We start from the raw sequence: 26,844 nt of genomic DNA, 5'->3' as shown, positions 1-26,844 counted from the left end.
CCGACGGGTCAGTCACCCGGCTGGTCGGCCAGGTCGGCGAACGGGCGCAGCTCGATCCGGCCCGCCCGGGCCATCGGGTGGGTGCGCGCCACCTCGATCGCCTCGTCCAGGTCCGCGCACTCCAGCAGGTCGAAGCCCACGATCACCTCCTTGGTCTCGGTGAACGGACCGTCGGACACCAGCAGTTCGCCGTTGCGGACCCGGACGGTGGTGGCCGCCGACGTCTCGGCCAGCACGTCGCCGGTCAGCCGGCGGCCGCGGGCGTCGTTCTCGGCCACCCACGCCTCGATGTCGGGCCAGTTCTCCCGGTCGGTGTCCGGCTCGGTGTCGCTGCAGACGAACATCATGTACTTCATCTCGGCACTCCCTGGTCGGTGATTCTCACCAGGGTGACGAACGGGCGGCCCGGTACCGGACCGCACCGGCCAAGATTTTTCCGCCGGCGGCGCCGGGGGTCGCCTGGCGCGGCCGGAACCGGATGGGGCAAGCTGGGTGGGAACGCGACTGGCGGCACGGGGATGGCACCAACCATCGGGGAGCTCGCCGTGGGAGTCGACCGCCTGGGCACCCACGTTGGGGGAGCCATGCCCATCGCCGACGACACCATCGTGACCCCGCACACCGCCCGGCTGCTGTCCGGCAAGCCGCTCGCCGACACGGTCTTCGCCGAGGTGGCCGACCGGGTGTCCCGGCTGCGCCGGGCCGGCGTCGTGCCCGCGCTCGCGACCGTGCTGGTCGGTGACGACGACGCCAGCGCCGGCTACATCCGGATCAAGCAGCGCCAGGCGGCGGAGCTGGACTTCGAGTCGCCGCACACCCACCTGCCCGCGGACGCCACCCAGGAGGACCTGCACCGGGTGATCGCCGGCTACAACGCCGACCCGGGGGTGCACGGGCTGCTCGTGCAGTACCCGGTCCCGGCCCACCTCGACTACGACCGGGCGTTGCAGAGCGTCGACCCGGACAAGGACGTCGACGGGATGCACCCGCTCAACATCGGGCGGCTGGCGCTCGGGCTGCCCGGGCCGCTGCCCTGCACGCCGGCCGGCATCGAGGCGCTGCTGGCCCACTACGAGATCCCGGTCGCCGGGCGCGAGGTGGTCATCCTCGGCCGGGGCGCGACGCTCGGCCGGCCGCTGTCGATCATGCTGGCGCAGAAGCGGCCCACCGCCAACGCGGCGGTCACCGTCGTGCACACCGGCGTGCCGGACTGGGACCGCTACACCCGGCGGGCCGACATCCTGGTCGCCGCGGCCGGCGTACCCGGGATCATCCAGCCCGAGCACGTCAAGCCCGGCGCGGTGGTGATCGGGGCCGGTGTCCGCTACGAGGGCCGCCGGCTGCTGCCGGACGTCGACGAGTCGTGCGCCGAGGTGGCCAGCGCGATCACGCCCCGGGTGGGCGGGGTCGGCCCGACCACGGTGGCGATGCTCTTCCGCAACGCCGTCGACGCCGCCGAGCGGCTGAGCGGACGCGCCTGAGCCGCCGGGTTCCCGCCGGCCGTCCCACCCGGGACGGCCGGCCGGGTTCGTGCTTGACGCGTGCCGGGATGCGGGTATGGACGGTGGCATGGGAGATCGACCTCGGCTGACGCTGACCGCCACCGTGCTGGATTCGCCCGACGCTCGGGAACTGGCCGGGTTCTACGAACGCCTGCTCGGATGGTCGCGGGACGACGACGAACCGGACTGGGTCACGCTGCGCGCCCCGGGTGGCGGCGCCGGCCTGTCGTTCCAGACCGAGCCGAACTACGTACCGCCGGTGTGGCCGGCCGGTCCGGGGGATCCGCAGATGATGGTCCACCTCGACATCCAGGTCGACGACCTGGAGGCGGCCTCGGCCCACGCCGTCGCCGCCGGGGCCACCCTGGCGGACTTCCAACCCCAGGACGACGTGCGGGTGCACCTCGACCCGGCCGGCCACCCCTTCTGCCTCTACCTCTGAGCGGGCACCGAACCCGGACCGGCGCCGGAGCGTCGGTCCGGGTCGGGCCGACGGGATCAGTGCCAGTCGCTGATCGCGACGTCGTCCGGCGCCGGCCGGCCGCGCCCGGTCTCGACGAGTTCCTTGAGACTCATCAGGAACGTCGCCCACTTGGTGCTGCAGTGGCGCATGAACTCGACCGGCTCGCGCCAGCCCTCGTGGGTGAACTGGACGATGGTGTACTCGCCACGCTGGTCCAGGCGCCAGTCGATCTCGGTGCCGAGCCATTCCGCCGGGCCGTCGGTGACCCGCCACCGTACGTGGCCGGCGGGATCGAGTTCCAGGACCTCCATGTCGAAGCCACCGACGTCGCCGAACCGGAACGCCAGCTGCCCGCCGACCTCGCTCTTGCCCGTCGTGTCGGTCGTCCACCAACCGGCGAGGCCCTCGGGAGTTGCCACCGCCCGGTAGACCTCGTCGAGCGGCGCGACGACGCCGACCCGGTGCAGGATGTCGACCATCTCAGTCTCCTTGGTTGTTGTCGCGGCTGCGTTCGATCGCCTCGGCGATCCGCTTGATCCGGCGGAGTCGGGCGTCCCAGGTGGCGCCCACCGCCGACAACTGGGCGACGGCTCGGGCGAGCTGCGCCTCGTCGACCTGGTAGCGACGCTCGCGGCCAGCCGGCGTGCCGTGCACCAGACCGACCCGGTCCAGGACGGCCAGGTGCTTCGAGACGGCCTGGCGGGTGACGGGTAGTCGCTCGCTCAGCGACGTGGCCGTGCCGGGCCCTCCGGCGAGCAGAAGATCGATCATCGTACGCCGGATGGGGTCGCCGACCGCCGACCACAGGTCGTCGTCGATCGCGGTGCTCATGACGTGGCGACCAGCCGCGTGACGTAGCTGCCGAGCCTGGGCAGGTAGTGGTCCCAACCGGTCTCGTGGTCGCGGTACTGCGCCTCCAGCTGGGCGATCTCCCAGCCCATCTCCCGGAACCCGGTCTCGGTCATGCGGACCCGGGTGCCGCCGGCGGTCGGGACCAGGTCGAAGGTGACGAACAACGAGTTCCCGGCCCGGTCCGGGTCCGCGTAGCACCACCGGAAGGAGAACCGCTTCGGCGGGTCGACCTCGACGACGGCGAGGGCGACGGTCGTCGTCTCGCCGGTCTCCGCGTCGCGCCAGACCAGCTCGCCGGGGGCGCCGGCGACCGGCTCGAACCGCGCGTCGTCGGGCCACCACTCCCGCATGTGCTCGGGCCGACTGATCACCTCGAAGACCACCTCGGGTGCCGCGTCGACCTGGATGTCGCGCTCGATGGATCCGTACTCCACGTCTGCCAACCTTTCGCAACCTTTGGTTGCGTCAACCCTACCCACCCGCTTCCCAACGCGCAACCTTCGGTTGCGCATTGGGGCCCTGTGCGGATGCGGTGCGCTCGGCGGGGGGCGGGTCGCGGTGTCCGATATTCAGTCCCGGGATCACTCCGGGGACCTACCAGTGCCCGCCCCCCGTAGCCGCGCTGTCCCACCTGGGGTTGCTCTGACCGGCCACCTGCGGCGCACCCTAGCCAGCGGGTACGACGCAAAGGCCCGACGTAACATGCGCGAAGTGACCACAGGGACCGCCGACGAGGGCATCCATCCATTCCGCATCGACATCCCGCAGAGCGATCTGGACGATCTGCACGAGCGTCTCGACCGCACCCGCTGGCCCGACGAACTGCCGGGCGTGGGATGGGCGTACGGCGTCCCGCGCGACTACCTCAGGGAGCTCGTGCATCACTGGCGCCACGGGTACGACTGGCGGGCCGCGGAGGCCGAGCTGAACCGATGGCCGCAGTTCGTCACCACCATCGACGGTGCGACGATTCACTTCGCCCACCTCCGGTCGCCCGAACCGGACGCCACTCCGCTGCTCATGACGCACGGCTGGCCCGGGTCGATCGTCGAGTTCGCCGGGATCGTCGGCCCGCTCACCGACCCCGGCGCGCACGGTGGCGACCCCGCGGACGCGTTCCACCTGGTGCTCCCGAGCATCCCGGGATTCGGCCTGTCGGGGCCGACGAGGCAGACCGGCTGGGAGTTCAAGCGGGTCGCCGCGGCGTTCGCGGTGTTGATGGAACGGCTTGGCTACCAGCGGTACGGGGTGCAGGGCGGTGACTGGGGATCGATCATCTCCCGAGAGCTGGGCCGTACCCGACCCGACCGGGTCGTCGGCGTACATCTCAACCTGCTGCCCAACTCGTTCCAGCCCGAGGAACCCGACCCCGGCGAGTTGGCGGCGCTGAGCCCGACCGAGCGCGAGCGCACGGTGGCCTCCTGGGAACGCCTCAAGACCTGGAGCCGCGAGCGTCAGGGATACGCCGACATCCAGGCCACCCGGCCGCAGACGCTGGCGTACGGCCTGACCGACTCACCGGTCGGCCAATTGGCCTGGATCGTGGAGAAGTTCAAGGAGTGGACGGACTCCGCGGACCGCCCGGAGGACGCCGTCGACCGCGACCAGATGCTCACCAACGTGATGCTCTACTGGCTGACCGGCACGGCCGGATCGTCCGCCCGCATCTACTACGAGCGGGCGCACGCCGACTACTGGGGCAAACCCCCCGAACCGTCGACGGCACCGACCGCGCTGGCCGTCTTCCCGCAGGACAACTTCATTCCCCTACGACACATCGCGGACCGCACGAACCACATCGTGCAATGGACGGAGTACGACCGGGGCGGGCACTTCGCGGCGATGGAGGTACCGGAACTCCTGGTCGGGGACGTCCGGATGTTCTTCCGGAAGCTCCGCGAGGGCGTCCCCGACTGACGTTGTCGGCGCTCCGGCCGGCCGGTCCCGGAGCAAACCCGCTGCGTCGGCCCGCCCCGGTCGTCACCAGTTGGTCACCCGGCCCGGGAGTCAGACCGTTGAGGCGGAACGTTGCGCCGGCGGACCTACTCCGTACGGATCACGGCGTTGTAGACGCTTCAGGGGCGGCGTCTGGGCGCTTGTCGCCCCGCACTGCGTCGAGGTAGTCAGCTATCGCATCCCTGTTGCGGACCAGGCACTCGATACGTTCGGTCATTCGGTCGCGTTCGTCTTCGAGCGTGGCGATCATTTCCGGGGTCGCATCAGAGAAGTGGATGACCCGGGGCTTGTTCAGGCATGGGAGGATCTGCTTGATGATCCGGGTCGGCAGTCCCGCATCGAGCAGCCCCCTGATCTGCAAAACCCGGTCCACGAGCGACTCGTCGTACGCACGGTAGCCGTTGGCGCAGCGGCTAGGGAAGATCAACCCCTGCTCCTCGTAGTAGCGCAGCAGCCGCCGAGGCGTACCGGTGCGCTCCGACAGTTCTCCGATACGCATGTGACTACCCTCATACATGTTCGCGTTGACCATCACATCGATGTGATGGTTTGAGCATACGCACCATGCGAACCAAGACCACGCAAGTAGCCGGCTCCCCCGCCGAGCCCAAGGATCGGAAACTCCCGCTGCCGGCGCTACTGGCGCTGGCCACGGCCGTGTTCATCACCAGCCTGACCGAGACGCTCCCGGCTGGTCTGCTTCCCGCGATGAGTGCTGACCTCAAGGTCAGCGAGTCGGCGGCGGGGCAGACAGTGACGATCTACGCGATCGGGACCGCGCTGACAGCTATCCCGTTGGCTGCGGCGACGGCAGGGTGGCGTCGCAAACGTCTGCTGTTGACGGCGACGGCGGGATTCGCCATTGCCAACACTGTTACGGCAGTCTCGGGGAACTACGCACTGACCATGGCGGCGCGGTTCGTCGCCGGAGTGGCCGCGGGCCTGGCCTGGGCGTTGCTGGCGGGATACGCCCGGCGCATGGCGCCCGTTCACCTGCAGGGCAAGGCGATCGCGATCGCGATGGCCGGCATTCCGATCGCGCTGTCGCTGGGAGTGCCCGCGGGGACCTTCCTCGGCGCCGCACTTGGCTGGCGGGCAGCATTCATGATCATGACCGGGCTCACCATCGTTCTGCTCGCATGGATCACCGTGACGGTCCCGGACTACCCAGGGCACAGGCCGGAAAATCGAACGTCGATGGTGCGGACCCTCCGCATCCCCGGCGTGTCGCCCGTTCTGTTCGTCACCCTGGTTTTCGTGCTGGCCCACACCATCCTCTACACCTACATCGCCACGTTCCTCGACCGGGTCGGCATGGGCACGTCCACCGACCTCGTGCTGCTGGTCTTCGGTGCAGCCTCCCTGATGAGCATCTGGATCGTGGGCGCTCACATCAACCGTCGGCTGCGAACCCTCACCATCGCCAGCACCCTCCTGGTCGCCGTGGCAGCAGCCATCCTGGCAGCGATGGCCGGCAGCCCCGCTCTGGTCTACGTCGCGGTGCTGCTGTGGGGGCTGGGATGGGGAGGCACGCCTACTCTTCTGCAAACGGCCGTCGGCGATGCGGGAGGCAAGGCGGCAGACGCCGCACAAGCGATGCTCGTTACCCTGTGGAACGTGGCCATGGCCGGCGGCGGAGTCGCCGGCGGGATCCTTCTCGACCTCCTTGGCCACACCTCCTTCCCCTGGAGTGTCCTTGTGCTCCTGATGCCGGTGCTGCTCGTGGTGACCACCGCTCGCGCGCACGGTTTTCCCGCAGAGCGCGTGAGCATGGCCCCATGAACGCAAGCCCGAACACAGCAGAGCAGAGATCGGGCACGTAGCTGGCGGAAGCGCAGGAAGCGGTGGCAACGATCAAGGCCCCAGCCAGGAAGTCGTCCTGAGCTGGGGCCTCGCGTTGGAGCGGGTGACGGGAATCGAACCCGCACTGTCAGCTTGGGAATCTCACAAGATCGGGTCGGAATTGACCGCCACGCCTGCTCGACGCGCTCATGTGGCCTGGGTTGGCCCCCGCTGACACCACTTTGTGGCCCGTGGAAGGCCCGGCGGGTCCTTGGCGGTCGCCCTGTCAGCCGTAGTCGCCTGCACAAGACACGTAGAGAGAAAGAACCACTAGCTGGCCAGACGCCACAAGAGCCCGCTCGTCGGTGGGCAGCTTCTTGAGGTTCCATCCGTCAAACGGTTCACGGTCACGCTGGTACCGATATACCACCACCCGGCACTGACCGCTCGCCTCGCTGGCCCCCTCACCCTCCAGGAGCCGATCCCAGACCGCGAAGGATCCATCGGTGGGCTGAAGGGTGAGCGCAGGGCCTGAGAAAACCTGGCCCGGCTCGATGTGACTCGGGCCGATATAGATGTACTCCAGGTTGCAGTTACAGTTACCCTGGCCGCCCTCACCCACTTTGCGGTACGCGGGGTCAACCTGCACCTGACTCAGATACTCGTGGGCGTGCCTTGGGCCGTCCGGCAGCAGTAGTACCAGCGCCCCAAGGCAGCCGAGCAGCCCTACCATCAACGAGCCGGCCGAAGCGCATGCAATGACGATCCAGACCCGTCTGCGCTGGCTCATGGCTCGCCCCCTCTCGCTGGCCACGGGGGACAATACTGGAACGTGGGCCATCGAATCGGTAGCGGATCTCCTCGTCGGGCAGTCGCCAGACCGTCCAGCCTCCCCGGGCGGGGACCAGGTGGAGCGCCCTGCCGGACGAACGACCTGGTCCCCGCCCGGGGAGGCTGGTAGCCCTTGTGGTGCCCGGCGAGGTGAGCCGCGGCGGCATCTCTGAGGAGGGTCGGGGTTCGGGGCGGAGCCCCGAGGTCTTCATGGTCTGGTCGTTCCGAAGCGTGGCCGGCCGGCCCGGCCGATGCCGGCCGGAGGTCGCCAGCAGGCCGGGCCGGGCCGGCGCCGGCCCCCGTGGGGGGCCCCCTGGTCCAGAAAAAAAGGCCCATGCGGCGACACACACCACCGGCCTCGGCCGGTTCCTCCGGCTGAGGGTTACCCCGATGAGGACCAGGGCGACGCCGGCCTGGATCGCGGGTGTGAGAGCTTCGCGGAGGACAAGCCATCCGAGGATCACGGCAACGATCGGCAGTAGGTACGTGACGACGGATGCCGCTGTTGGCCCTTCGTCCTGGATGATGCGGTAGTTCAGGACGTAGGCGGCTCCGGTGCCGAGTGTGCCGAGGACGAGCAGGCTGACGACGGCGTCGATTTTCCAGCTGGGCGGTTCCAGGCCGGCGATGGGCATGGCCACGGCGAGGAGCACGGTGGCCGCGCCGAGCTGGCTGGGCGACAGCATGAGCGGGCTGATCGCGCGGCCGGTCAGGAAGTGGCCCATGTAGACGTAGCTGATGGCGTAGCTGGCGGCTGCGGCGAGGCAGGCGAGGCCGCCCCAGCTTGCGATCTCGTTGGCGGCGGCGGTCGGCAACCTCGGCGTGCCGGGGCTGCACTTCCATGATCTGCGGCATACCGGTAACACGATCGCGGCGCGGACCGGTGCGAGCACCCGCGAGCTGATGGCCCGGATGGGTCACGACTCGCCGCAGGCCGCCATGATCTACCAGCACGCCACCTCTGAGGCGGATCGGGCCATCGCCCAGGCGGTGAGCGACGCGGTGAAGGCCGAGCGGAAGAAGGCCAGGAAGCCGGCGGCCGGCACGTCGGGCAAGCCCAAGGGTAAGGGGAAGAAGCGTGGCTAGTGGCCCGTGGATGGCCCGTCAGGCGTTCATGGCCGGCGGAGCATCGAAGGCCCCGGCTCGGACTTGCGTCCTGACCAGGGCCTCGATCGTGGAGCGGGTGACGGGAATCGAACCCGCACTGTCAGCTTGGGAAGCTGATGTTCTGCCATTGAACTACACCCGCAGGCGGCACCACTGTACCCGAGTCACCACCCCGATGCATCCAGGTACCCCCCGCGCCGTCGACCGCTGCGGCCAGCGCCCGACCCCACTCCGCAAGATCCACACAACTTCCGGGATGTAGTGGCCTCCGGCCCCCCGCGAGGCAACTACATCCGGGATGTTGCGCGGATCTTGCCCGGCCGCCCGTCCGCACGGCAGCCCGGCGAGGCAGGGCACGAGGGGGTGGCGGGCACCGGGCACCGCTGCCAGGAAAAAGTTTCACTCCGGCAACATATGGTCGTTCTCAAATCTGTCGATCGGTTGTAACGTCTGGCCCACGTTCTCAGCCACGGCGTGACATACCCCCTGTCGCGCCGCCAGAAAGAGGTGGGCCCATGGGACTTCGTCCCGACCTGCTGACCCGGCGTGCCGCCGGTGTCGCGTCGACGACCCTCGCGCTGCTGCTCAGCACCGCCGCGGTGGGCGTCGTACCGGCCGCTTCGGCCTTCTCCGCCGCGCCCGGTGAGGCGTGCGTCGAGCCGGCCGACGTCCACGCCGACGCCCGGATCAAGGCGGGCGGCGCGGCCAAGCACGAACCGAACGAGCTGACCCTCGCGGAGAGCCGCGAGCGGGAGGCCGACCTGGCCGCCGCGCTCCGGGAGCGCGCCCGGTTCCGCACCGGCGCCGGGGCGAGCACCCTCGCCGCCACCGTGACCGTCCCGGTGGTGGTGCACGTGATCCAGCGGGACAGCACCCGGGCCGGCGGCAACATCCCGGACTCGATGATCACCTCGCAGATCAACGTGCTGAACCAGTCCTACAGCGGCGCGACCGGCGGCGCGGCCACGGCGTTCAGCTTCCAGCTACAGAAGATCAACCGGGTGACCAACCCGGCGTGGTACCCGATCGTGCAGGGCTCGTCGGCGGAGCGGTCGATGAAGACCTCGCTGCGTGAGGGCGGCAAGAACACCCTCAACATGTACCTGGGCGAGCTGAGCGACGACCTGCTCGGCTGGGCGACCTTCCCGCAGCGCAAGCTGAGCAGCATGGATGGCGTCGTCGTGCTGAGCGAGTCGCTGCCGGGTGGCACCGCCACCAACTACAACCAGGGCGACACCGGCACCCACGAGGTGGGCCACTGGCTGAACCTCTACCACACCTTCCAGGGCGGCTGCTCGGGTCAGGGTGACAGCGTCAGCGACACCGCGGCCGAGGCTTCGCCGGCCTTCCAGTGCCCGACCGGGCGGGACACCTGCACCGCCCCGGGCGTGGACCCGATCACCAACTTCATGGACTACACCTACGACTCGTGCATGTACCAGTTCACCGCCGGGCAGGCGAGCCGAATGCTGACCGCGTGGAACGCGTACCGCGCGGCCTGACCTGACGTACGCCATCGGTGCCGGCTCCGGAGGACGGAGCCGGCACCGGTGTCTTCGGGCTCAGGCGGCCTCGCGGCGGCGCATCCGGGGGGCGGGGTCGGCGGCCGGGGCGTCGGCCGGCGCACCCGGGTCGAGCCAGACCTGGACGGCGGGGTGGCCGTGCCCGTTGCCGGGGCCACCCGCGGCGCCGGCGTCGCGGCGGGTCAGCATCGCCACGTCGACGGTGAACTCGAACAACCGCCAGTCGACGTGCGGGGCGGCCCGGTAGCTGCGGGCCAGCCGGGCGACCCGGGCCGGGTCGGTGACCGGGCGGGCGCGCCCGGCGACGTAGGCCTCGTCGTCGCTCTCCTCGGGCGGGAAGGAGTGCAGCGCGTAGCGGCCGTCGCGTTCCAGGTCGCGCCGTTTCGGCGAGTCGACCACGAAGCAGAACAGCCCCTCGTCGGTGATCACCGGGGAGACCGGGTGCACCCGGGGCCCGCCGTCGGCGCGGACCGTGGCCAGGTAGCCGAAGCCCGGCCCGTACTGCTGCATGAGAAGGCGGATCCCGTCGGCGAGTCGGGGCTCGTCAGCGGCGAATTCGGACCAGGATGCCATGTGGACATTCTATCGAACAGGTGTACGAAGACCTAGTCCGACACGCAGGTCACCCCGGCCGCTTCGCTATGGTGTTCCGATGCTGCTCTCCGACCGCGACCTGGTCTCCGAGATCAAGGCGGGCACCCTGGCGCTGGAGCCGTTCGAGCCCACGCTGGTGCAGCCGTCCAGCATCGACGTACGCCTGGACAAGCTGTTCCGGGTCTTCAACAACCACCTCTACACCCACATCGACCCGGCGCGGCAGCAGGACGAGCTGACCTCGGTGGTGGAGGTGCCCGACGGCGAGCCGTTCGTGCTGCACCCGGGCGAGTTCGTGCTCGCCTCCACGCTCGAGGTGATCTCGCTCGGCGACCAGCTCGCCGGCCGGCTGGAGGGCAAGTCGAGCCTGGGCCGGCTCGGCCTGCTCACCCACTCCACCGCCGGCTTCATCGACCCCGGCTTCTCCGGGCACGTGACGCTGGAGCTGTCGAACGTGGCGAACCTGCCGATCACCCTCTGGCCGGGCATGAAGATCGGCCAGCTCTGCATCTTCCGGCTCTCGTCGCCGGCCGAGCACCCGTACGGCTCGGCCGTCTACGGCTCGCGCTACCAGGGGCAGCGCGGCCCGACGCCGAGCCGCTCCTGGCAGCAGTGGCGCACCTGGCCGACCCGCTGACGCAGCCGAAAAGGGGCCCGCTCCGGCGCCGGAGCGGGCCCCTTTTCGGTGGTACGCGGTCAGCCCGGCCGGCCGTAGCTGTGGATCGGGCCGTCGTCGACCTTCTTCATCTTGATCGGCACCCCGGCGCGGGAGGCGTGCACCACCCAGCCGCCGCCGACGTACATGCCGACGTGGTGCAGGTCGGAGTAGTAGAAAACCAGATCGCCCGGGCGCAGCTCTCCCCGGCTGACCGTCCTGGTGACCCCGCGCTGCTGCGCGGCGTTGTGCGGCAGCGAGACCCCGGCCTTGGCCCAGGCGGCCAGCATCAGCCCCGAGCAGTCGTACGAGTTCGGGCCCTCGGCGCCCCAGACGTACGGCTTGCCGATCTGGGCGCAGGCGAACTTGACAGCGACCCCGGCCGCGCCGCCCGGGTAGCTGGCCGGGCAGGGGGCGGGGCGCAGCGGCCCGCCGCCGCCGTTGCCGTAGACCTTGATCCGCAGCTTCTGCAGCCGGTCGATCTCGGCGTTGATCTGCTTCTTCTTCGCCGCCAGTTGCGCCTCGGTCTTGGCGAGTTGGGCGACCATCTCGTCCAGCGGCGCCTTCTTGGCGGCCAACTGGTCGCGCAGGTCGGCGACCTGCCGAACGTCCTGCTGCTGGCGGTGGGCGAACCGGTCGAGCAGTTCGAGCTGCCCGACCACCTCGCTCGGCGAGCGGCTGTCCAGCACGGCGTTGATGGTGAGCACGTTCTCGCCCTTGTAGGCGCGGACGGCCAGCGCGCTGACCTTCTCCATCGCCTGGTCGACCTGGGCCTGGAGCGGCTTGATCTGGGCGGCCAGGGCGTCGGCCTGCTTCCGCTTGGCGGCCAGGTCCTGGCGGGTGGCGTTGTGCCGTTCGATGATCGGTTCGAGCTTGTTCCAGTCCTCGTCGATCTGGCGCTCGATCTCGGCGACGGTGGGTTCGGCGTGGGCCGCCGTGGCGCCGCCGGTCAGAACGACGGCGAAGCCGACCAGGGCGGCGAGTGCGGTGGTGCAGCGGGACCAGCGTGGGCGCGGCGCAGCCGTGGTCGGGTCGGCGGACGCCGACCGTGCCGACGGTGGCCGCGGGGCATGGTGTGCCACCGGGCTCCGTACTCCTTCTTCCCAGACCGCCTACCGGGTTAGCTGACGGGTTCGGGCGGGAAGGGGACGCCCTACCGCAGTGGCTGCGGATTCACCCCGGGTTACCTGGTTCCCCGGTTCGCTCGGAAGCGATTCGGCGGTGTCGGACCGTTACCGCCCGGGTTGGACGGACCTGTTGTCGGGCCGACGAATGACCAGAGTAGAGACGCTCGTTATCAATCCGCAACCCGTGTCGCCGTGACACTCCGTACGCCACAGGGATCGACAGCCTTCGGCGGGGCGGGCCGAAGGTTTTCTTCTTCAGGAGTTGATGCATGGAAAGGTATTGACGTAAGGCCGGGCCCGGGGTGAAGGTGACCGCATCGTCCACCCGTCTGAGCAGGGGGTCCGATGCAGTCGTCCACGAGATCCACGAGATCCACGAGATCGAGGAGCAGGCGCGCCCTGCTCGCCGCCGCCGCGGCGCTCGCCATGGCGGTCACCCCGTTCGCCGCCGGTCCGGCCGCCGCCGAACCCCTCGACCGGCAGCAGCAGTACGCCGCCGCGGCCACCGAGTTCGGCGTGCCGGAGAGCGTCCTGCTCGCCGTGTCGTACCTCGAGTCGCGGTGGGACACCCATCCCGGCAACCCGAGCACCAGCGGCGGTTACGGCCCGATGCACCTCACCGACGCCGCCCACGTCACCGCACAGCCCGCCCGCGGCCACATCGACGAGGGCGAGGACCCGCGCGGGGACGACGCTCGGCCGCTGACCGTCACCGCGCCGGTCGGAGCCGGGTCGCCCCCGGCCGCCCCGGCCGACGCCGCGCTGCAGACCCTCCAGGCCGCCGCCGCGCTGACCGGCGCCAGCGAGGAGGCGTTGCGCTCCGACCCGACCGCGAACATCCGCGGCGGCGCGGCGCTGCTCGCCGCGTACCAGCGGGAACTGGGTGCCCCGGTCGGCGCGGACAGCGACCCGGCGGCCTGGTACGGCGCGGTGGCCCGCTACTCGGGCGCCGGCGCCGAGGACACCGCCGCCGCCTTCGCCGACGAGGTGTACGGCCAGATCAACGCGGGCGCGACCCGGACCACCGACGACGGGCACCTGGTGACCCTCGCCGCGCGCGACGTCAGCCCGGACGAGTCGACGCTGCACAGGCTCGGGCTGCGGCGGGCGGAGCGGCCCGACGGGCTGGAGTGCCCGATCGGTCTCGGCTGCGAGTGGATCCCGGCCCCGTACGAGAAGTACGGCCCGGGCGCCGGCGACTACGGCAACCACGACCTGGGCAACCGGCCGGCCCAGCAGAAGATCGAGTACATCGTCATCCACGACACCGAGGGCTACTTCTGGCCCAGCGTCGGCCTGGTGCAGCGGGCGGACTACGTGGGCTGGCACTACACGCTGCGCTCGGTGGACGGTCACATCGCCCAGCACATCAAGACCAAGGACGTCGGCTGGCACGCCGGCAACTGGTACGTCAACGCCAAGTCCATCGGCCTGGAGCACGAGGGCTTCGCCGGCCACGGCACCTGGTACACCGAGGCGATGTACCGCACCTCGGCCAAGCTGGTCCGGCACCTGGCGCTGCGCTACAACATCCCGCTCGACCGGCACCACATCATCGGGCACGACAACGTCCCCGGCACGGTGGCGGCGAACGTCGCGGGCATGCACTGGGACCCGGGGCCGTACTGGGACTGGTCGCACTACTTCGACCTGCTGAAGGCGCCGTTCCGGGCCACCGGCACGGCGCGGACCGGGCTGGTGACCATCGACCCCGACTTCCCCGACAACCAGCCGGCGTTCACCGGCTGCTCGCGGCAGCCGCCGGGGGTGCCGACCCCGCCGCCGCCGGTCACCGACCCCTGCCCGCTGCGCGGCTCCTCCGCGGTGCTGCTGCGCAGCGCGCCGAGCCACGACGCGCCGCTGGCCGTGGACCTCGGCGAGCACCCGGACGGTTCGCCGGGCACCATGTACGTCCCGGACCACAGCGCCCGCGGGTCGGCCGGCCAGACGTACGCGGTGGCCGAGGTGCGGGGCGACTGGACGGCGATCTGGTACCTCGGCCAGAAGGCGTGGTTCCACAACCCCGCGTCGGCGCCGACGGCGAAGTGGGCCACCGGCTTCGTGGTGACGCCGAAGCCCGGCAAGGCCACCATCCCGGTCTACGGGCGGGCCTACCCGGAGCGGGACGCCTACCCGGCCGGCGTGCCGTACCAGGCGATCTCACCGCTGCAGTACACGCTCGCCGCCGGGCAGCGGTACGCGGTGGGCGCGGTCGTGCCGAGCGAGTACTACCGCGCGGTGACCTTCGACGGCTCGTCCCCGGGCGACTGGACCGTCGTCCGCGGCGACCTGCGCTACGTGCAGGTCCAGTTCGGTCACCGGATCGGCTACGTGAACCTGGACGACGTGCTGATCCTGCCGTCCCCGGTCGGCGCTCCGCGGTGAGCCGCCCGGCCTGAGACGGGGCTCGGCACCGATTCGCGGAAACACCGAGGGCCCCCGGTCGGTCGACCGGGGGCCCTCGGGCGGTTCGGGACGGATCAGGGTCGGCGGAATCCGGCGACCGGCATGGTGTTGATGCTGGAGACGTTGACCGGTTTGCCGGCGCGTGGTGCGTGCACCATCTTGTCGTTGCCGAGGTAGAGCCCGACATGGTGCAGGTCGCTGAAGAAGAAGACCAGGTCACCCGGGCGCGCGTCGGAGCGCGAGATGGCCTTGCCCTCGTTCCACTGGGCGCCGGTGTGGTGGGTCAGGTAGACCCCGGCCGCCTTGTAGGCGTACTGGGTCAGGCCGGAGCAGTCGAACGAGTCCGGGCCGTCGGCGCCCCACACGTACGGCTTGCCGACCTGGGCGCAGGCGGTCCGGATCGCGATCCGGGCCTTCTCGCTGACCACCCCGTTGATGGTCGGGCACTGGTCCGTCTTGACGGTGGTCACCGGCAGCATCTTCTCCAGCCGCTTGACCTCGGCCTCGATGTGCTTCTTCTTCGCCGCCAGCTCGTTCTGCTGCTTCACCTGGTCCGCGATCAGCGTGTCGAGCTGCTGCTTCTGGTCGTCGTACTTCTTGCGGACCGCGAGCACACCCTCGATCTGCTTGCGCTCCTGGGCGGCCAGCCGGTCGAGGAGGGTGAGCTGCTCGGTGAGCGTGCTCGGCTTGGCGCTGACCAGCAGGGCGGCGACGTCCTGGGACGGGCCGGTGATGTAGTAGCGGGAGGCGAGGTCGCCCACCCGGTCCATCGCCAGCTCGCTCTCCAGCGCCAGCGGCTGGATCTTCTTCTCCAGGTCCGCGGCCTTGCTGCGGTTCTTCTTCAGCTGCGCCCGCACCTTGTTGTACTGCTCGATGGTGGGCTCCAACTGCTCCCACTGCTTGTCGATCTGCGCCTCGATCTCCTCGACCGAGGGCGCGGCGTACGCCGGCGCGGCGAGCAGACCGGCTCCAACGGCCGCGGCGGCGACCAGGGTGAGCAGACGGTGGGCGGCCCGGCGCAGGCCACCCGGACGAGCAGACCGTCCCGGTGCGTGACGATGGGGGGGCATGGTTGCCACCGGCACCGACTCCTTAGCGTCCGACCGCCGGGCGCCTCGCAGAGGGGAAGAGGCGAGACAGACGACCCACAGCGGCCGGTGCCCCACATTAGGGAAGGCCCGCAGCGGAATCAAGGCGACCAACGTTCACATCACGCCTGCGCAACCGCTTGTGTACCTAGGGTGTGCGCCCGTCAGCCAACGATTGCCGTCAATACATCGTCGAGCGTCACCACGCCGAGCGGTCGCCGGCCGTCGCTCACCAGCACCATGTGCCGCCGCTCGCGGCGCATCGCGAGCAGCAGGTCGGCGAGCGTACGCTCCGGCGGCACCACCGCCAGCGGCCGGTACACCTCGGCCGGCACCGGCGCCCGCCGGCTCACCCCGGCGTAGCCGAGCACGTCCTTGACGTGCACGAAGCCGAGCACCCGCCGGGTCGAGCGCTGCACCACCGGAAACCGGGACCGGCCGGTCCGGGTGGCCAGCACCTCCAGCGAGGCGGGCGAGACGTCCTCGGCGACGGTGGTCACCGCCGACCAGGGCCGCAGGGCGTCGGCGGCGGTCCGCGCGTGCAGGGCGAGCGCGCCGGTGATCCGGGCGTGCTCCTCGGCGTCGAGCAGTCCCTCGGTACGCGCCTGCGACACCAGCCCGGCCAGTTCCTCGGCGGTGAAGACGGTTTTGACCGCCTCGGTGGCCTCGATCCGCCACAGCCGCAGCACCCGCCGGGACGCCCACTTCATGGCCAGCAGCAGCGGCTTGGTGGCCAGGCAGAACGCGAGCATGGCCGGGCCCAGCCAGAGCGCGGACGGCTCCGGCCCGGCCAGCGTGATGTTCTTCGGCACCATCTCGCCGACCACAGTGTGCAGGAAGACCACGATCCCGAGGGCGAGCACGAAGGCGACCGGGTGCACCGCCGGCGCGGGCAGCCCCAGCGCGTGGAACGCCGGCTCCAGCAGGTGGGCCAGGGCCGGCTCGGCGATCGCGCCGAGACCCAGCGAGCAGACGGTGATGCCCAACTGGGCGCCGGCGATCATCAGCGGGATCTGGTTCATCGCGGAGAGGGCCCACCGGGCCCGCTTCGAGGTCGCCGCGAGCGGTTCCACCACCGTGCGCCGGGACGCGATCAGGGCGAACTCGCTGCCCACGAAGAACGCGTTGCCGAGCAGCAGCAGGGCGGTGACCAGCAGCTCAGCCATCGTCGTCCGGATCCTCGGGGCGGAGCACCCGGACCTGCTCGATCCGGCGCCGGTCCACCTCCACGACGGTGAACTCGTACCCGGACTCCTCGACCGTCTCGCCGGCGACCGGGATGTGCCCCAGCCGGGCCATCAGGAACCCGGCGAGCGTCTCGTACGGCCCCTCGGGCAGCCGGAACCCGGTCTGCTCGACCAGCTCGTCCGCGCGCAGCACGCCGTCGACCAGCACCGTGCGCTCCCCGCCGGGCACGGTCAGCTCGACCGGTCCGACGTCGGGCACCGCGGCCGGGTCGAACTCGTCGGCGATCTCGCCGACCAGCTCCTCCACCAGGTCCTCGACGGTCACCACGCCGTCGGTGCCGCCGTACTCGTCGACCACGATGGCGAGGTCCGCGTCGGCGGCCCGGAGCGCGGCGAGCACCCCGTCCAGGTCGAGACTCTCCGGCACGTACACCGGCTCACGGGCCACCGAGCCGACGGTGGTCGAGGCGCGCTGGGCCAGCGGCACGCCGAGCGCGTCCGACACCCCGGCGACGCCGGTGACCAGGTCAAGCGTCTCCTCGTAGACCGGGAACCGGGTCCGGCCGGTGTGCCGGGCGAGAGCCAGCAGCTCGGTCACGGTGGCCGTGGCGCGCAGCGCGATCACGTCCACCCGGGGCGTCATCGCCTCGGCCGCCCGCTTCTCGCCGAAGCGGATGGTGCGGCGCAGCAGCATGGCGGTGTCCGGCGGCAGCGCCCCGGCCCGGGCCGAGATGGCCGCCAGCAGGCCCAGCTCCTCCGGTGAGCGGGCGCTGGCCAGTTCCTCCTGGGGTTCGATGCCGAACGCGCGGACCAGGCGGTTCGCCGAGCCGTTCAGCCCTCGGATCAGCCAGCCGAAGGTGCGCGAGAAGGCCCGCATCGGAGCCGCGGTGGCCAGCGCGGCGGGCATCGGTCGGGCCAGCGCGAGGTTCTTCGGCACCAGCTCGCCGAAGAGCATGGAGACCAGGGTGGCCAGGGCGAGCGCCAGGAACGGGGTGATCCGGTCGGTGGCCGACCCGGCGAGCGGCTCCAGCACCGGTGCGAAGAGCCGGGCCAGCGCGGGCTCGGCGAGGTAGCCGGTGAGCAGCGCGGTGATGGTGATGCCGAGCTGCGCGCCGGAGAGCTGGAAGGAGAGCTCCCGCAGCGCCCGGCGTACGGTCGCGGCCGGGCCGTCGCCGGCGGCGGCCCGCCGGTCGATCTCGGCGCGGTCCACGGTGACCAGGGCGAACTCGGCCGCGACGAAGAACGCGTTGCCGCCGGTCAGCAGCAGGAAGCCGACCAGGGGCAGCAGTGTGGTCAGCAGCAGGCCATCGATGGTCGTCTCACCTCGGCGCGATTCTCGCACGGGCGGGTCGTCGCGGCACGGCCCGCGCGTCGCGGGTGGAGCTCGCCCGGCCGGGCTACCGTCGGGGCCATGGCCGAATTCACCCTCGCGCACGAACTGGCCCTGCTGGCCTACGACGACAAGGGGAATCTCCAGCTCAACCGGCCCGCGCTCGACCACGGGCTGGCCGGGGCGCTGCTGCTGGAGCTGGCGCTCGCCGGCCGGGTCGAGGTGGTCGACGACCGCCTGCTGGTGGCCGACCCGACCCCGCTCGGGCAGCGGCAACTCGACGACTCACTGACCCGGATCGGGGCCGACGTGAAGCGCCGCCGGCCGAAGGACTGGGTCGGCCGGCTCGCCAGGGACCTGCCCGAGCAGGTGCTGGACGGGCTGGTCACCGCCGGCGTGCTGCGCCGGGAGTCGGACCGGGTGCTGTGGGTCTTCCCGCGTACCCGCTATCCGTCCGAGACCGGGGCGGAGCCGGCGGCGGAGGCCCGGGCCCGGCAGCGGATGACCGCCGCGGTGGCCGCCGACGGCCCGGTGGAGCCGCGGACCGCCGCCCTGATCGGCCTGGCCCGGGCGGTCCGGCTGGACCGGCACCTCTTCCGGGACCTGCCCCGGGACCGGGTGCAGCGCCGGCTGGCCGAGATCGCGGCGGGCGACTGGGCGTCGGCCGCGACCCGGAAGGCCATCCAGGAGACCGAGGCCGCCGTGCTGATGGTGATCACCTCGGCCGCGGCCGCCGCCACGATGACCGCCGCCACCAGCTGACACGCCGCGGGCGCGGCACCACCGCCCGGTGGCACCGCGCCCGCGGCGGTACGCCTCAGCCGGCGACCGGCTCGGTCTCCTTGTCGCCCTGCGCCTGCTCCGGCTTGACCGAGCGGAGCAGCACGCTGGCCACGTCGACCACCTCGACCTGCTCGCTGGCGCCCTTGCCGTTCACGCCGTCGTTGAGCATCGTCGAGCAGAACGGGCAGCCGACGGCGACCGTGCGGGCCCCGGTGGACATGGCCTCCTCGACCCGCTCCACGTTGATCCGCTTGCCGATCTTCTCCTCCATCCACATCCGGGCGCCGCCGGCGCCGCAGCAGAAGGAGCGCTCGCTGTTGCGCGGCATCTCGGTGAGCTCGCCGGCGATGGCGGTGCCGAGCACCTCACGCGGCGGGGCGAAGACCCGGTTGTGCCGGCCCAGGTAGCAGGGGTCGTGGTAGGTGACCCCGCCGTCGACCGGCTGCACCGGGGTGAGCTTGCCGGTGGCGACCAGGTGGGCCAGCAGCTGGGTGTGGTGCACGACCTCGAACTCGCCGCCGAGCTGGCCGTACTCGTTGCCCAGGGTGTTGAAGCAGTGCGGGCAGGTCGCCACGATCTTGCGCTTGGCCTTCTCCCGGTCGCCGAACGCCTCGTTAAGCGTCTCGACGTTCTGCTGGGCGAGCATCTGGAAGACGAACTCGTTGCCGATCCGGCGGGCCGGGTCGCCCGAGCAGGTCTCGCCCTCGCCGAGGATCGCGAACTTCACGCCCGCCTCGTTGAGCAGCGTGGCGACCGCCCGGGTGGTCTTCTTGGCCCGGTCCTCGAACGCGCCGGCGCAGCCGACCCAGAACAGGTACTCGAAGTCCTCGACCTCGCCGACCCGCGGCACCTCGAAGTCCAGACCCTTGGTCCAGTCCTCGCGGGTGTTCTGCGGGGCGCCCCACGGGTTGCCCTTGTTCTCCAGGTTGCGCAGCATCACGCCGGCCTCGGACGGGAAGCTCGACTCGATGAGCACCTGGTAGCGCCGCATGTCGACGATGTGGTCCACGTGCTCGATGTCCACCGGGCACTGCTCGACGCAGGCGCCGCAGGTGGTGCAGGACCAGAGCACGTCCGGGTCGATGACCCCGCCCTCCTCGGCGGTGCCGATCAGCGGCTTGTCGGCCTCGGCGAGCGCGAGGACGTCGACGTGGGCGAGCTGGGCGGCGGTGGCCTTCTCCTCACCGGTCAGGTCCTTGCCGCCACCGGCCAGCAGGTAGGGCGCCTTGGCGTACGCGTGGTCACGCAGGCTCAGCACCAGCAGCTTCGGCGACAGCGGCTTGCCGGTGTTCCAGGCCGGGCACTGCGACTGGCAGCGGCCGCACTCGGTGCAGGTGCTGAAGTCCAGCAGGCCCTTCCAGGTGAACTGCTCGACCTGGGCGACGCCGAACTGGTCCTTCTCCGGGTCGGCCTCCTCGAAGTCGAGCGGCTTGCCGGCGCTCATCATCGGCCGGAGCGCGCCGAGGCCGGAACCGGCCCGGTCCGGGTTGCGCTTGAAGAAGATGTTCGGGAACGCCAGGAAGCGGTGCCAGGCCACGCCCATGGTGACGTTCAGCGAGATGACGATGAGCCAGGTCATCGAGATAATGATCTTGATGAGCGCCGCCAGGCTGACGCCCGCCTCCCAGTCCGGCAGGACGGCGCCGAGGGCGTGGCTGACCGGGGTGGCCCAGGCCGGGTACACGAAGTGGTCGGTGGCGACCTTGAAGCCCCGGATCAGGAAGCCGAAGATCAGGACCAGCAGCACGACCCACTCGACGAAGTAGCCCTGCCACATGGTGGAGCCGGTGAACCGGGACCGGCCGCCCGGCCGGGTCGGCCGGTTGCGCAGCCGGATCGCCATCAGCACTCCGATGCCGAGCAGGCCGAGCACCCCGATCACCTCGGTGGCCAGGCCGAAGATCGTCCAGTGCCCGATGATCGGCAGCTCGCCGGTGGTGCTGACCACCTCGAAGTACGCCTCGAGCACCAGCAGCGAGAGCACGATGAAGGCGACCATCACGAACCAGTGCGCCGCGCCGACCATGCTCCACCGGAGCATCCGGGTGTGGCCGGCGGTCTCGACCAGCATGGTCTTCGTGCGGGTGCCCTTGTTGCCGAACCGCTCCGGGTCGGGCTGACCCAGCCGGATGACGGCCGTCATCTTCATGACCGCGCGTACCGCCAGCCCCACCGCCACGGCGGTGATGGCGAACGCGATGATCGTGGTGACGATCTGGACGCTGCCCATCGAGATTGGCCTCCCCGGTCTGCTGCCTGGCGAGCGGCTCGGCGACCGGGGGCCGGGTCAGGGCGCGATCGGCGAGTCGCCGCTGCCGCACCCTCGACCGGACCGGTCGATGACCTCGCTCCGCTCGGTCATGCAGTGCAGCCTACGCGCAAGGTTACCCAGCGGTAACGTGAGTCTTCTCGCACCCGGCCACGCCGCCCTGCGCACACCATAGGGTCCCCCGCCCGGAACTGCCGGGCAGGGGCCGCGTCGAGTGACGTGGATTGCCGCACAGGAGGCGCGGGCGACTCGGGTGCCGCCGCCGCCGCGTCCACGACGGCCTGGCTTCCGCTTGCCGCCGCGACGGCCTCGGGTGCCGCCGCCGCGCGGTCCGCGGCGGCCGAGCGTCAGCGCCAGCGGGAGAGCAGGAGCAGCGAGGCGACCATCGCGCCGAAGCCCACCGCGAGGTTCCAGTAACCCCACGACATGACCGGGTACTCCTGCTCGGAGAGGTAGTACACCACCAGCCAGCCGATACCGGCGACGATGAGCGCGACCGCAGTGATCGGCAACCACACCGGGCTAGGCTTGCGCGTCGCCGCCGTCGCCGTCGGACGCACGTCCGTCGGCGGGGTGTACACCTTCTTCTTGCGGACCTGAGACTTGGGCACGACGCTCTCCAGAGGGGATGACTGACCTCGTCCGGCCTGACAACCGGGCGCGGGGGCGACGGTCCATGGCCAATAATGTTCGACAGCTAGCGTAGTCCCGAAGACCCGTCCGGGCCACGAATGGGGTCAGGCCGGTGCACCGAGTGACCGAAAAAGGTGGGGGGAACCGGTCACCGCACCAGCTCGCGCGGTGCCGGGCGGAAACCAGACGACGCGGAAGGAACGCTCGGTGGAGTACACATCCGGCGCCGCCTCCTGGCAGAAGGTGCTCCGGCGGGCCGTCGCCGGGCTGCTGCCCCGGCGACCTCGGCAGCGACGACCGGGCTGGTCCGTCGGCGTGCCGCTGATCGCCGCCGCGGCCGGACTGCTCTTCACCACCACCGCCACCACCGCCGGTGGCACCGCGCTGCGCGAGGACCGGCGACCCCAGCTCAACCAGCTGATCGAGGACCGCCGCGAGCAGGTGGCGGCGAGCGAGCGCCGGGCCGCGGCGCTCCGCCACGAGGTGGAGCAGCAGACCACCGCGCTGGCCGACACCGACGGCCCGATCAAGGAGCAGCAGCAGCGGGCCGCCGCCGCCCGGGAGGCCGCCGGCTTCACCGCTCTCACCGGGCCCGGCGTCACGGTGGAACTCAACGACGCACCCCGGCGCAGCGAACAGAACCTGCCCGAAGGGGTCAGCAACGACTACCTGGTCGTCCACCAGGGTGACGTCCAGGCGGTGGTGAACGCGCTCTGGGCCGGCGGCGCGGAGGCCATGTCAATCATGAACGTCCGCGTGCTCGCCACCAGCGCGGTACGCTGCGTGGGTAACACCCTGCTGCTGCACGGTCGGGTGTACTCCCCACCATTCAAGATCGTAGCAATCGGCGATCCCGCTGCCCTCCAGCAGGCCCTCGCCGGCTCTGAGGGAGTCCGGTTGTTCAAGGACGCGGTCGACCACTACCAGCTCGGCTACAAGGAGACCGTCTCCACGGTGACCGTCCCGGCGTTCGAGGACTCGACCGCCCTGCGTTCGGCGACGGTGCCGCGGTGAGTCGCGCGCCGGAGGACTGGTGGGAGGACCGGGACGGGCGGCACCGCGACCCGGCCGACGAGCCGACCGCGTTCATCCCCAAGACCGACCGGCCCGCACCGACGGCCCGCACCGCGGGCGGCTGGCCCGATCCGGTCCTGCCGCGCCGGGTGGCCGCCGACCCGACGACCGGCGCCCCGGCCACCGGGCGCGATCCGATCGACCGGCCGCGGCCCGCCGAGCCGTCCCGCGCCAACCGGCCTGCCCGGCCCACCGAATCCGCCGGCCCGGCCGAGCCCACCCGCCCCAACCAGCCCGCCTGGCCCACCGAGTCCGGGCCGGGCCGGCCCGCCCCCACGGCGCGCCCGACCGACCCGACCTGGCCCGCCGAGGCCGACGGCCACGATCGGCCCGCTGCCACCACCCGCTCGACCGATCCGACCTGGCCCGCCGATCCCACCGGGCCGGGTCGCCCCGCTGCCACCACCCGCTCGACCGATCCGACCTGGCCCGCCGAGGCCGGCGGCCGCGACCGGCCCGGCCGCTCCGCGGAACGGACCTGGCCCGCCGACCCGGCGCCCGCCGCCGGAGCCGGCTGGTTCGCCGATCCGGCCGGCTCGGCCGGCCCGAGCCCGGCCACCGATCCGGCTGACTCCGCCGGTCCGGGCTGGTCGCCCGGCGCGTCACGCCCCGCCGGCCCGTCCTGGGCGGCCGACGCGGCCCGCTCCGCCACGCCGGATACTCCCGCCGCGCAGGAGCCGGGCTGGCCGGCGAACCCGAGCCGCTCCGGTCCGCCCACCGAGCCCCGAGCGGCCGCCATCGGCCCGACCGGCGCCCCCGACGCCGCCCGCCACACCGCCGCCGACCGGCCAGCCGCCGGGAGCGGGCGGAGCGGTGTCGCCGGCCAGCCCGCGGCGGTGCCCGGCCAGCCGGAGGCGTCCGCCGGTGCGAGCCACGCCGGCCCCCCGACGGGGCACGCCGACGCGCCGCCGCCGTGGCCGGGCAACGGCACGCTCCGGCCGGCGGCCCCGCTCACGCCGCGCGGCCCGGCCGCACCGGGCCACCCCGGCGGGTCACCCGACGCCGACCGGCCGGTCTCGCCCGCCCGGTCCGGCGCCGAGCCGGCCGGCCGCACCACGGCCCAGGAGGGCCGGCCCACCCCGACCGCCGACGCGCCAACCGCGTTCCTCCCGCAGGTCGCCCGCCCCGCCGCCGCGGGCCCCGGTGCGAGCGCCCCGGTCTCCCCGGCCGGCGCCGACCCCGCGGCCACCGCGCTGATCCCGGCCCTCACCGGGCGTACGCCGGGCGGCCCGCCCGCCCTGGACTCGACAGCGCTGATGGGCGCCGTCCCGCGTCCGCCCACCGACCCGACCGCCGACTCGGAGAACGTTGACGAGCCGCCCCGCCCGCGCCGGGGTGAGCGGGTGGTCCAGCTCCGGCCGGAGCAGACCGGCGAGGGCTATCGGAGCGTCTACTCGGAGCTGACCCGCCCGTCGCTCGGCTCCCGGCTGCGCACCGGCATCCGGGTCACCGGCGAGGTGCTGATCACGTTCGGGCTGGTGGTGCTCCTCTTCGCCGGCTACGAGGTGTGGGGCAAGTCGGCGATCGTGGACGCCCACCAGAACGACCTCAGCCAGCAGCTCGCGCAGGCCTGGGGGCCGGACGGCGATCCGACGGTGGCGCCGTCGGCGAGCGCCAGCCCGACCGGCAAGCCCAAGCCGCCGGTGCAGGGCAAGCCGATCGCCGGCCTCTACATCCCGAAGCTGGACAAGAACTGGGTGGTGGTCGAGGGCGTCACCCAGAAGGACATCCGGTACGCGCCGGGCCACTACCCGACCAGCGCCATGCCCGGCCAGGTGGGCAACTTCTCGGTGGCCGGGCACCGCAACCGGGCCACCTTCTGGCGGCTGGACGAGCTGCACGACGGCGACGCCATCGTGGTCGAGGACAAGAACACCTGGTACGTCTACAAGGTGACCCGCAACCACATCGTGAAACCGACCCAGGTCGAGGTGGTGGCACCGGTGCCGGGCAAGCCGGGCGAGAAGCCGACCAAGCGGATGCTCACGCTGACCACCTGCAACCCGAAGTTCGACAACTACCAGCGCCTGATCATCCACGCGGAGCTGGACCGTTCCCAGCCGAAGTCGGCGGGTCGCCCGGCGGAGCTGGGAGGCTGACGGCGTGTACGCCTGGATCTGGCGGAAGCTCCCGTTCGGGCTGCCTGGCAAGCTCGCCGGCAGCGTGCTGATCGCCGCCGCGATGGTGGCCCTGCTCTGGTACGTGGTCTTCCCGTGGGCGGAGCCGCTGCTGCCCTTCGACGACGTGCAGGTCACCCAGGACTCCGGCGTACCCGGTGACCCGGGCGGCGACGTGGTGCCCGGCGACGCGCCCTCGGGCGACGAGCACGACCTGCCGTACGACACCGAGCGGAACAACACCCCGCCCCCCTCTCCGGACAGGTGAGTCGATGCGCGTCCTGGTGATCGACAACTACGACTCGTTCGTCTTCAACCTCGTGCAGTACCTCGGCCAGCTCGGCGTGGAGTGCGAGGTACGCCGCAACGACGAGATCGACGTGGCCGAGGTGGGGCGGCTCGGCGCGGCCGGCGTCCTGCTCTCGCCCGGACCGGGCAGCCCCGACCGGGCCGGCATCTGCCTCGACGTCATCCGCGCCTACGCCGGTGAGCTGCCGATCTTCGGGGTCTGCCTCGGCCACCAGGCGATCGGCGAGGCGTTCGGCGCCACCGTGGCCCGCGCCCCGGAGCTGCTGCACGGCAAGACCTCGGAGGTACGGCACGACGGGGTCGGGGTGCTCGCCGGCCTGCCCGACCCGTTCACCGCGACCCGCTACCACTCGCTGGCCGTGCTGCCCGAGACGCTGCCCGGCGAGCTGGAGGTCACCGGCTGGACCGGCTCCGGCGTGGTGATGGCGATGCGCCACCGCAGCCTGCCGATCGAGGGCGTCCAGTTCCACCCCGAGTCGGTGCTCACCGAGGGTGGGCACCTGATGTTGGCGAACTGGCTGGCCGGGTGCGGCCACCCGGAGGCGCTGGAGCGCGCCCCGGAACTCGCCGCCGAGGTCGACGCCCGCCGCCGCGCCGCCTTCGCCACCACCTGACGTCATGCCGGCTGGCGCCGGACCGGCCGGGGACTGTACGCGCACGCCACGTGGCGCCAGGCCGCGCCAGGACGGCCTCCAGGTGCCGGCGGACCGCGCCGGCGACCGCCAGCGACGGACGCGCCCACCGACCGTGCCCACCTGTCCGCTCGTGAGCGCCGGTGTCCTGGACCGCCGCCCGCACGGGCCCGTCAGCGCTCGTCGTCATCCCGCCGACGGGCGCTCGCCAGGAGGGTGACGGCCAGGACGGTCAGCGAGAGGACGCCGACGGCCTTGCCGATCCGGTCGATCCGCCGCGAGTTGCAGGTCCGGTACGCCTGCTCCCAGTAGTTCCCGTCCATCGGGCCGACCCAGCGGTCGAGGTCGAGGGCCAATGCGGTGCCGCAGGGCGCCGTCTCGTGGTCGCCGGGTGAGCGGATGTGGATCGGCAGGGTCAGCAGGAGCACCGCTACGGCAGTCCCGAGGAACGCGACCCGCGACGGTGTCACCCAGGTGCGGAACCTCGATCGGGCCGGCTCGGCCGTGGCCTCCATCGGCCAGATGCTAGAGCACCGATCCGCCCCCTGGGGGGCCACGACCGCCCAGCACCGCCCCGCCCGGGTCACCGCCTCGCCGGCGGTCGCCCTCGGTCGCCGGGGCGGT

At 71.8% G+C, this 26,844-nt stretch carries 27 protein-coding genes, 1 tRNA gene, 1 pseudogene and 2 riboswitches; of the genes and pseudogenes, 13 read left to right on the top strand and 16 right to left on the bottom strand.

Annotated elements, in window-relative coordinates:
• Positions 1-8 precede the first annotated feature (8 nt).
• A complete protein-coding gene (locus tag SM577_RS22970) occupies positions 9-356 on the bottom strand; it encodes a YciI family protein (RefSeq protein ID WP_474580132.1) in 348 nt (115 codons plus the stop codon).
• Positions 357-490: 134 nt separating this feature from the next.
• A riboswitch (ZMP/ZTP riboswitch) is annotated at positions 491-573 on the top strand.
• A gap of 11 nt (positions 574-584) precedes the next feature.
• Here SM577_RS22970 and SM577_RS22965 point away from each other — a divergent pair.
• Both SM577_RS22965 and SM577_RS22960 read left to right on the top strand, forming a co-directional pair.
• Entirely contained in the window at positions 585-1,481 is an 897-nt protein-coding gene (locus SM577_RS22965; RefSeq protein WP_474587944.1) for a bifunctional 5,10-methylenetetrahydrofolate dehydrogenase/5,10-methenyltetrahydrofolate cyclohydrolase, read from the top strand.
• 88 nt (positions 1,482-1,569) lie between these two features.
• On the top strand, positions 1,570-1,944 hold the full coding sequence (locus SM577_RS22960) for a VOC family protein (RefSeq protein ID WP_474587939.1): 375 nt from the start codon (positions 1,570-1,572) through the stop codon (positions 1,942-1,944).
• Positions 1,945-2,000: 56 nt separating this feature from the next.
• On the opposite strand, the gene SM577_RS22955 is transcribed toward SM577_RS22960, so the two are convergent.
• Genes SM577_RS22955 through SM577_RS22945 form a run of 3 tightly spaced genes read right to left on the bottom strand, consistent with a single transcriptional unit; the run spans position 2,001 to position 3,251 of the window.
• A complete protein-coding gene (locus SM577_RS22955; protein ID WP_474587938.1) occupies positions 2,001-2,444 on the bottom strand; it encodes an SRPBCC family protein in 444 nt (147 codons plus the stop codon).
• Between the two features lies 1 nt (position 2,445).
• Positions 2,446-2,796, bottom strand: coding sequence for an ArsR/SmtB family transcription factor (locus SM577_RS22950; RefSeq protein WP_474587937.1), 351 nt, complete (start codon positions 2,794-2,796; stop codon positions 2,446-2,448).
• On the bottom strand, positions 2,793-3,251 hold the full coding sequence (locus SM577_RS22945; RefSeq protein ID WP_474587936.1) for an SRPBCC domain-containing protein: 459 nt from the start codon (positions 3,249-3,251) through the stop codon (positions 2,793-2,795). The genes SM577_RS22950 and SM577_RS22945 overlap by 4 nt, the downstream gene beginning before the upstream one ends.
• Positions 3,252-3,555: 304 nt before the next feature.
• Between SM577_RS22945 and SM577_RS22940 the strand changes: the two genes are divergently transcribed.
• On the top strand, positions 3,556-4,734 hold the full coding sequence (locus SM577_RS22940; protein WP_474587943.1) for an epoxide hydrolase family protein: 1,179 nt from the start codon (positions 3,556-3,558) through the stop codon (positions 4,732-4,734).
• 139 nt (positions 4,735-4,873) lie between these two features.
• Here SM577_RS22940 and SM577_RS22935 read toward each other — a convergent pair whose 3' ends face one another.
• Complete coding sequence (locus SM577_RS22935) at positions 4,874-5,305, bottom strand: MerR family transcriptional regulator (RefSeq protein ID WP_474580136.1); 432 nt, start codon at positions 5,303-5,305, stop codon at positions 4,874-4,876.
• A gap of 32 nt (positions 5,306-5,337) precedes the next feature.
• On the opposite strand from SM577_RS22935, the gene SM577_RS22930 reads away from it, so the two are divergent.
• Positions 5,338-6,555 (top strand): MFS transporter, encoded by a 1,218-nt coding sequence (locus SM577_RS22930; protein WP_302922385.1) that lies wholly within the window; start codon positions 5,338-5,340, stop codon positions 6,553-6,555.
• 286 nt (positions 6,556-6,841) lie between these two features.
• Here the strand turns inward: SM577_RS22930 and SM577_RS22925 are convergent, their stop codons facing one another.
• A complete protein-coding gene (locus SM577_RS22925) occupies positions 6,842-7,345 on the bottom strand; it encodes a hypothetical protein (protein ID WP_474587945.1) in 504 nt (167 codons plus the stop codon).
• A gap of 427 nt (positions 7,346-7,772) precedes the next feature.
• Positions 7,773-8,252 (bottom strand): annotated as a pseudogene (locus tag SM577_RS22920) (EamA family transporter); the annotation flags it as partial.
• On the opposite strand from SM577_RS22920, the gene SM577_RS22915 reads away from it, so the two are divergent.
• Complete coding sequence (locus SM577_RS22915; RefSeq protein ID WP_474587935.1) at positions 8,182-8,472, top strand: tyrosine-type recombinase/integrase; 291 nt, start codon at positions 8,182-8,184, stop codon at positions 8,470-8,472. The pseudogene SM577_RS22920 and the gene SM577_RS22915 overlap by 71 nt on opposite strands.
• An 89-nt stretch (positions 8,473-8,561) precedes the next feature.
• On the opposite strand, the gene SM577_RS22910 is transcribed toward SM577_RS22915, so the two are convergent.
• A tRNA-Gly gene (locus SM577_RS22910) sits at positions 8,562-8,635 on the bottom strand.
• Positions 8,636-9,008: 373 nt separating this feature from the next.
• Here SM577_RS22910 and SM577_RS22905 point away from each other — a divergent pair.
• Complete coding sequence (locus SM577_RS22905; RefSeq protein ID WP_474587934.1) at positions 9,009-9,995, top strand: zinc metalloprotease; 987 nt, start codon at positions 9,009-9,011, stop codon at positions 9,993-9,995.
• 60 nt (positions 9,996-10,055) lie between these two features.
• On the opposite strand, the gene SM577_RS22900 is transcribed toward SM577_RS22905, so the two are convergent.
• The gene (locus SM577_RS22900) at positions 10,056-10,589 is read right to left on the bottom strand and encodes a pyridoxamine 5'-phosphate oxidase family protein (protein ID WP_302922387.1); all 534 of its coding nucleotides are present in this window, start codon (positions 10,587-10,589) and stop codon (positions 10,056-10,058) included.
• 79 nt (positions 10,590-10,668) lie between these two features.
• On the opposite strand from SM577_RS22900, the gene dcd reads away from it, so the two are divergent.
• Positions 10,669-11,247 (top strand): dCTP deaminase, encoded by a 579-nt coding sequence (gene dcd, locus SM577_RS22895; protein ID WP_302922388.1) that lies wholly within the window; start codon positions 10,669-10,671, stop codon positions 11,245-11,247.
• 59 nt (positions 11,248-11,306) lie between these two features.
• Here dcd and SM577_RS22890 read toward each other — a convergent pair whose 3' ends face one another.
• On the bottom strand, positions 11,307-12,347 hold the full coding sequence (locus SM577_RS22890) for a C40 family peptidase (RefSeq protein ID WP_474587933.1): 1,041 nt from the start codon (positions 12,345-12,347) through the stop codon (positions 11,307-11,309).
• A 12-nt stretch (positions 12,348-12,359) separates the two neighbouring features.
• A riboswitch (cyclic di-AMP (ydaO/yuaA leader) is annotated at positions 12,360-12,496 on the bottom strand.
• Between the two features lie 241 nt (positions 12,497-12,737).
• On the opposite strand from SM577_RS22890, the gene SM577_RS22885 reads away from it, so the two are divergent.
• Positions 12,738-14,777 carry an N-acetylmuramoyl-L-alanine amidase gene (locus SM577_RS22885; protein WP_474587932.1) on the top strand — a complete coding sequence of 680 codons (2,040 nt, stop codon included), beginning with the start codon at positions 12,738-12,740 and terminating at the stop codon, positions 14,775-14,777.
• A 95-nt stretch (positions 14,778-14,872) separates the two neighbouring features.
• On the opposite strand, the gene SM577_RS22880 is transcribed toward SM577_RS22885, so the two are convergent.
• From SM577_RS22880 to SM577_RS22870, 3 genes are all read right to left on the bottom strand, one after another.
• Positions 14,873-15,883, bottom strand: a complete 1,011-nt coding sequence (locus SM577_RS22880; protein ID WP_474580140.1) for a C40 family peptidase — start codon at positions 15,881-15,883, stop codon at positions 14,873-14,875.
• Between the two features lie 167 nt (positions 15,884-16,050).
• Positions 16,051-17,052 carry a hemolysin family protein gene (locus SM577_RS22875; protein WP_302922392.1) on the bottom strand — a complete coding sequence of 334 codons (1,002 nt, stop codon included), beginning with the start codon at positions 17,050-17,052 and terminating at the stop codon, positions 16,051-16,053.
• Complete coding sequence (locus SM577_RS22870; RefSeq protein WP_302922568.1) at positions 17,045-18,358, bottom strand: hemolysin family protein; 1,314 nt, start codon at positions 18,356-18,358, stop codon at positions 17,045-17,047. The genes SM577_RS22875 and SM577_RS22870 overlap by 8 nt, the downstream gene beginning before the upstream one ends.
• Before the next feature lie 126 nt (positions 18,359-18,484).
• Here SM577_RS22870 and SM577_RS22865 point away from each other — a divergent pair, with 126 nt between their 5' ends.
• On the top strand, positions 18,485-19,165 hold the full coding sequence (locus SM577_RS22865; RefSeq protein WP_474587931.1) for a GOLPH3/VPS74 family protein: 681 nt from the start codon (positions 18,485-18,487) through the stop codon (positions 19,163-19,165).
• A 55-nt stretch (positions 19,166-19,220) separates the two neighbouring features.
• Here the strand turns inward: SM577_RS22865 and SM577_RS22860 are convergent, their stop codons facing one another.
• Both SM577_RS22860 and SM577_RS22855 read right to left on the bottom strand, forming a co-directional pair.
• Positions 19,221-21,416, bottom strand: coding sequence for a (Fe-S)-binding protein (locus SM577_RS22860; RefSeq protein WP_302922394.1), 2,196 nt, complete (start codon positions 21,414-21,416; stop codon positions 19,221-19,223).
• A gap of 386 nt (positions 21,417-21,802) precedes the next feature.
• Positions 21,803-22,066, bottom strand: a complete 264-nt coding sequence (locus SM577_RS22855) for a cell division protein CrgA (protein ID WP_167180432.1) — start codon at positions 22,064-22,066, stop codon at positions 21,803-21,805.
• A 229-nt stretch (positions 22,067-22,295) separates the two neighbouring features.
• Here SM577_RS22855 and SM577_RS22850 point away from each other — a divergent pair, with 229 nt between their 5' ends.
• From SM577_RS22850 to SM577_RS22835, 4 genes are read left to right on the top strand one after another with little or no spacing between them, the layout of a single operon-like run.
• A complete protein-coding gene (locus tag SM577_RS22850; RefSeq protein ID WP_474587930.1) occupies positions 22,296-23,102 on the top strand; it encodes a DUF881 domain-containing protein in 807 nt (268 codons plus the stop codon).
• Positions 23,099-25,261: a class E sortase gene (locus tag SM577_RS22845; RefSeq protein WP_474587929.1), complete on the top strand. Its 2,163-nt coding sequence runs from the start codon at positions 23,099-23,101 to the stop codon at positions 25,259-25,261. The genes SM577_RS22850 and SM577_RS22845 overlap by 4 nt, the downstream gene beginning before the upstream one ends.
• Before the next feature lie 4 nt (positions 25,262-25,265).
• Positions 25,266-25,547 (top strand): hypothetical protein, encoded by a 282-nt coding sequence (locus SM577_RS22840; RefSeq protein ID WP_167180430.1) that lies wholly within the window; start codon positions 25,266-25,268, stop codon positions 25,545-25,547.
• 4 nt (positions 25,548-25,551) lie between these two features.
• Positions 25,552-26,202: an aminodeoxychorismate/anthranilate synthase component II gene (locus SM577_RS22835; RefSeq protein WP_302922397.1), complete on the top strand. Its 651-nt coding sequence runs from the start codon at positions 25,552-25,554 to the stop codon at positions 26,200-26,202.
• A 191-nt stretch (positions 26,203-26,393) separates the two neighbouring features.
• Here the strand turns inward: SM577_RS22835 and SM577_RS22830 are convergent, their stop codons facing one another.
• A complete protein-coding gene (locus SM577_RS22830) occupies positions 26,394-26,735 on the bottom strand; it encodes a hypothetical protein (protein WP_302922398.1) in 342 nt (113 codons plus the stop codon).
• Positions 26,736-26,844: the final 109 nt, after the last annotated feature.

This window comes from Micromonospora desertarenae, from assembly GCF_056150265.1.
This window is presented reverse-complemented; position numbering and strand designations above follow the sequence as displayed.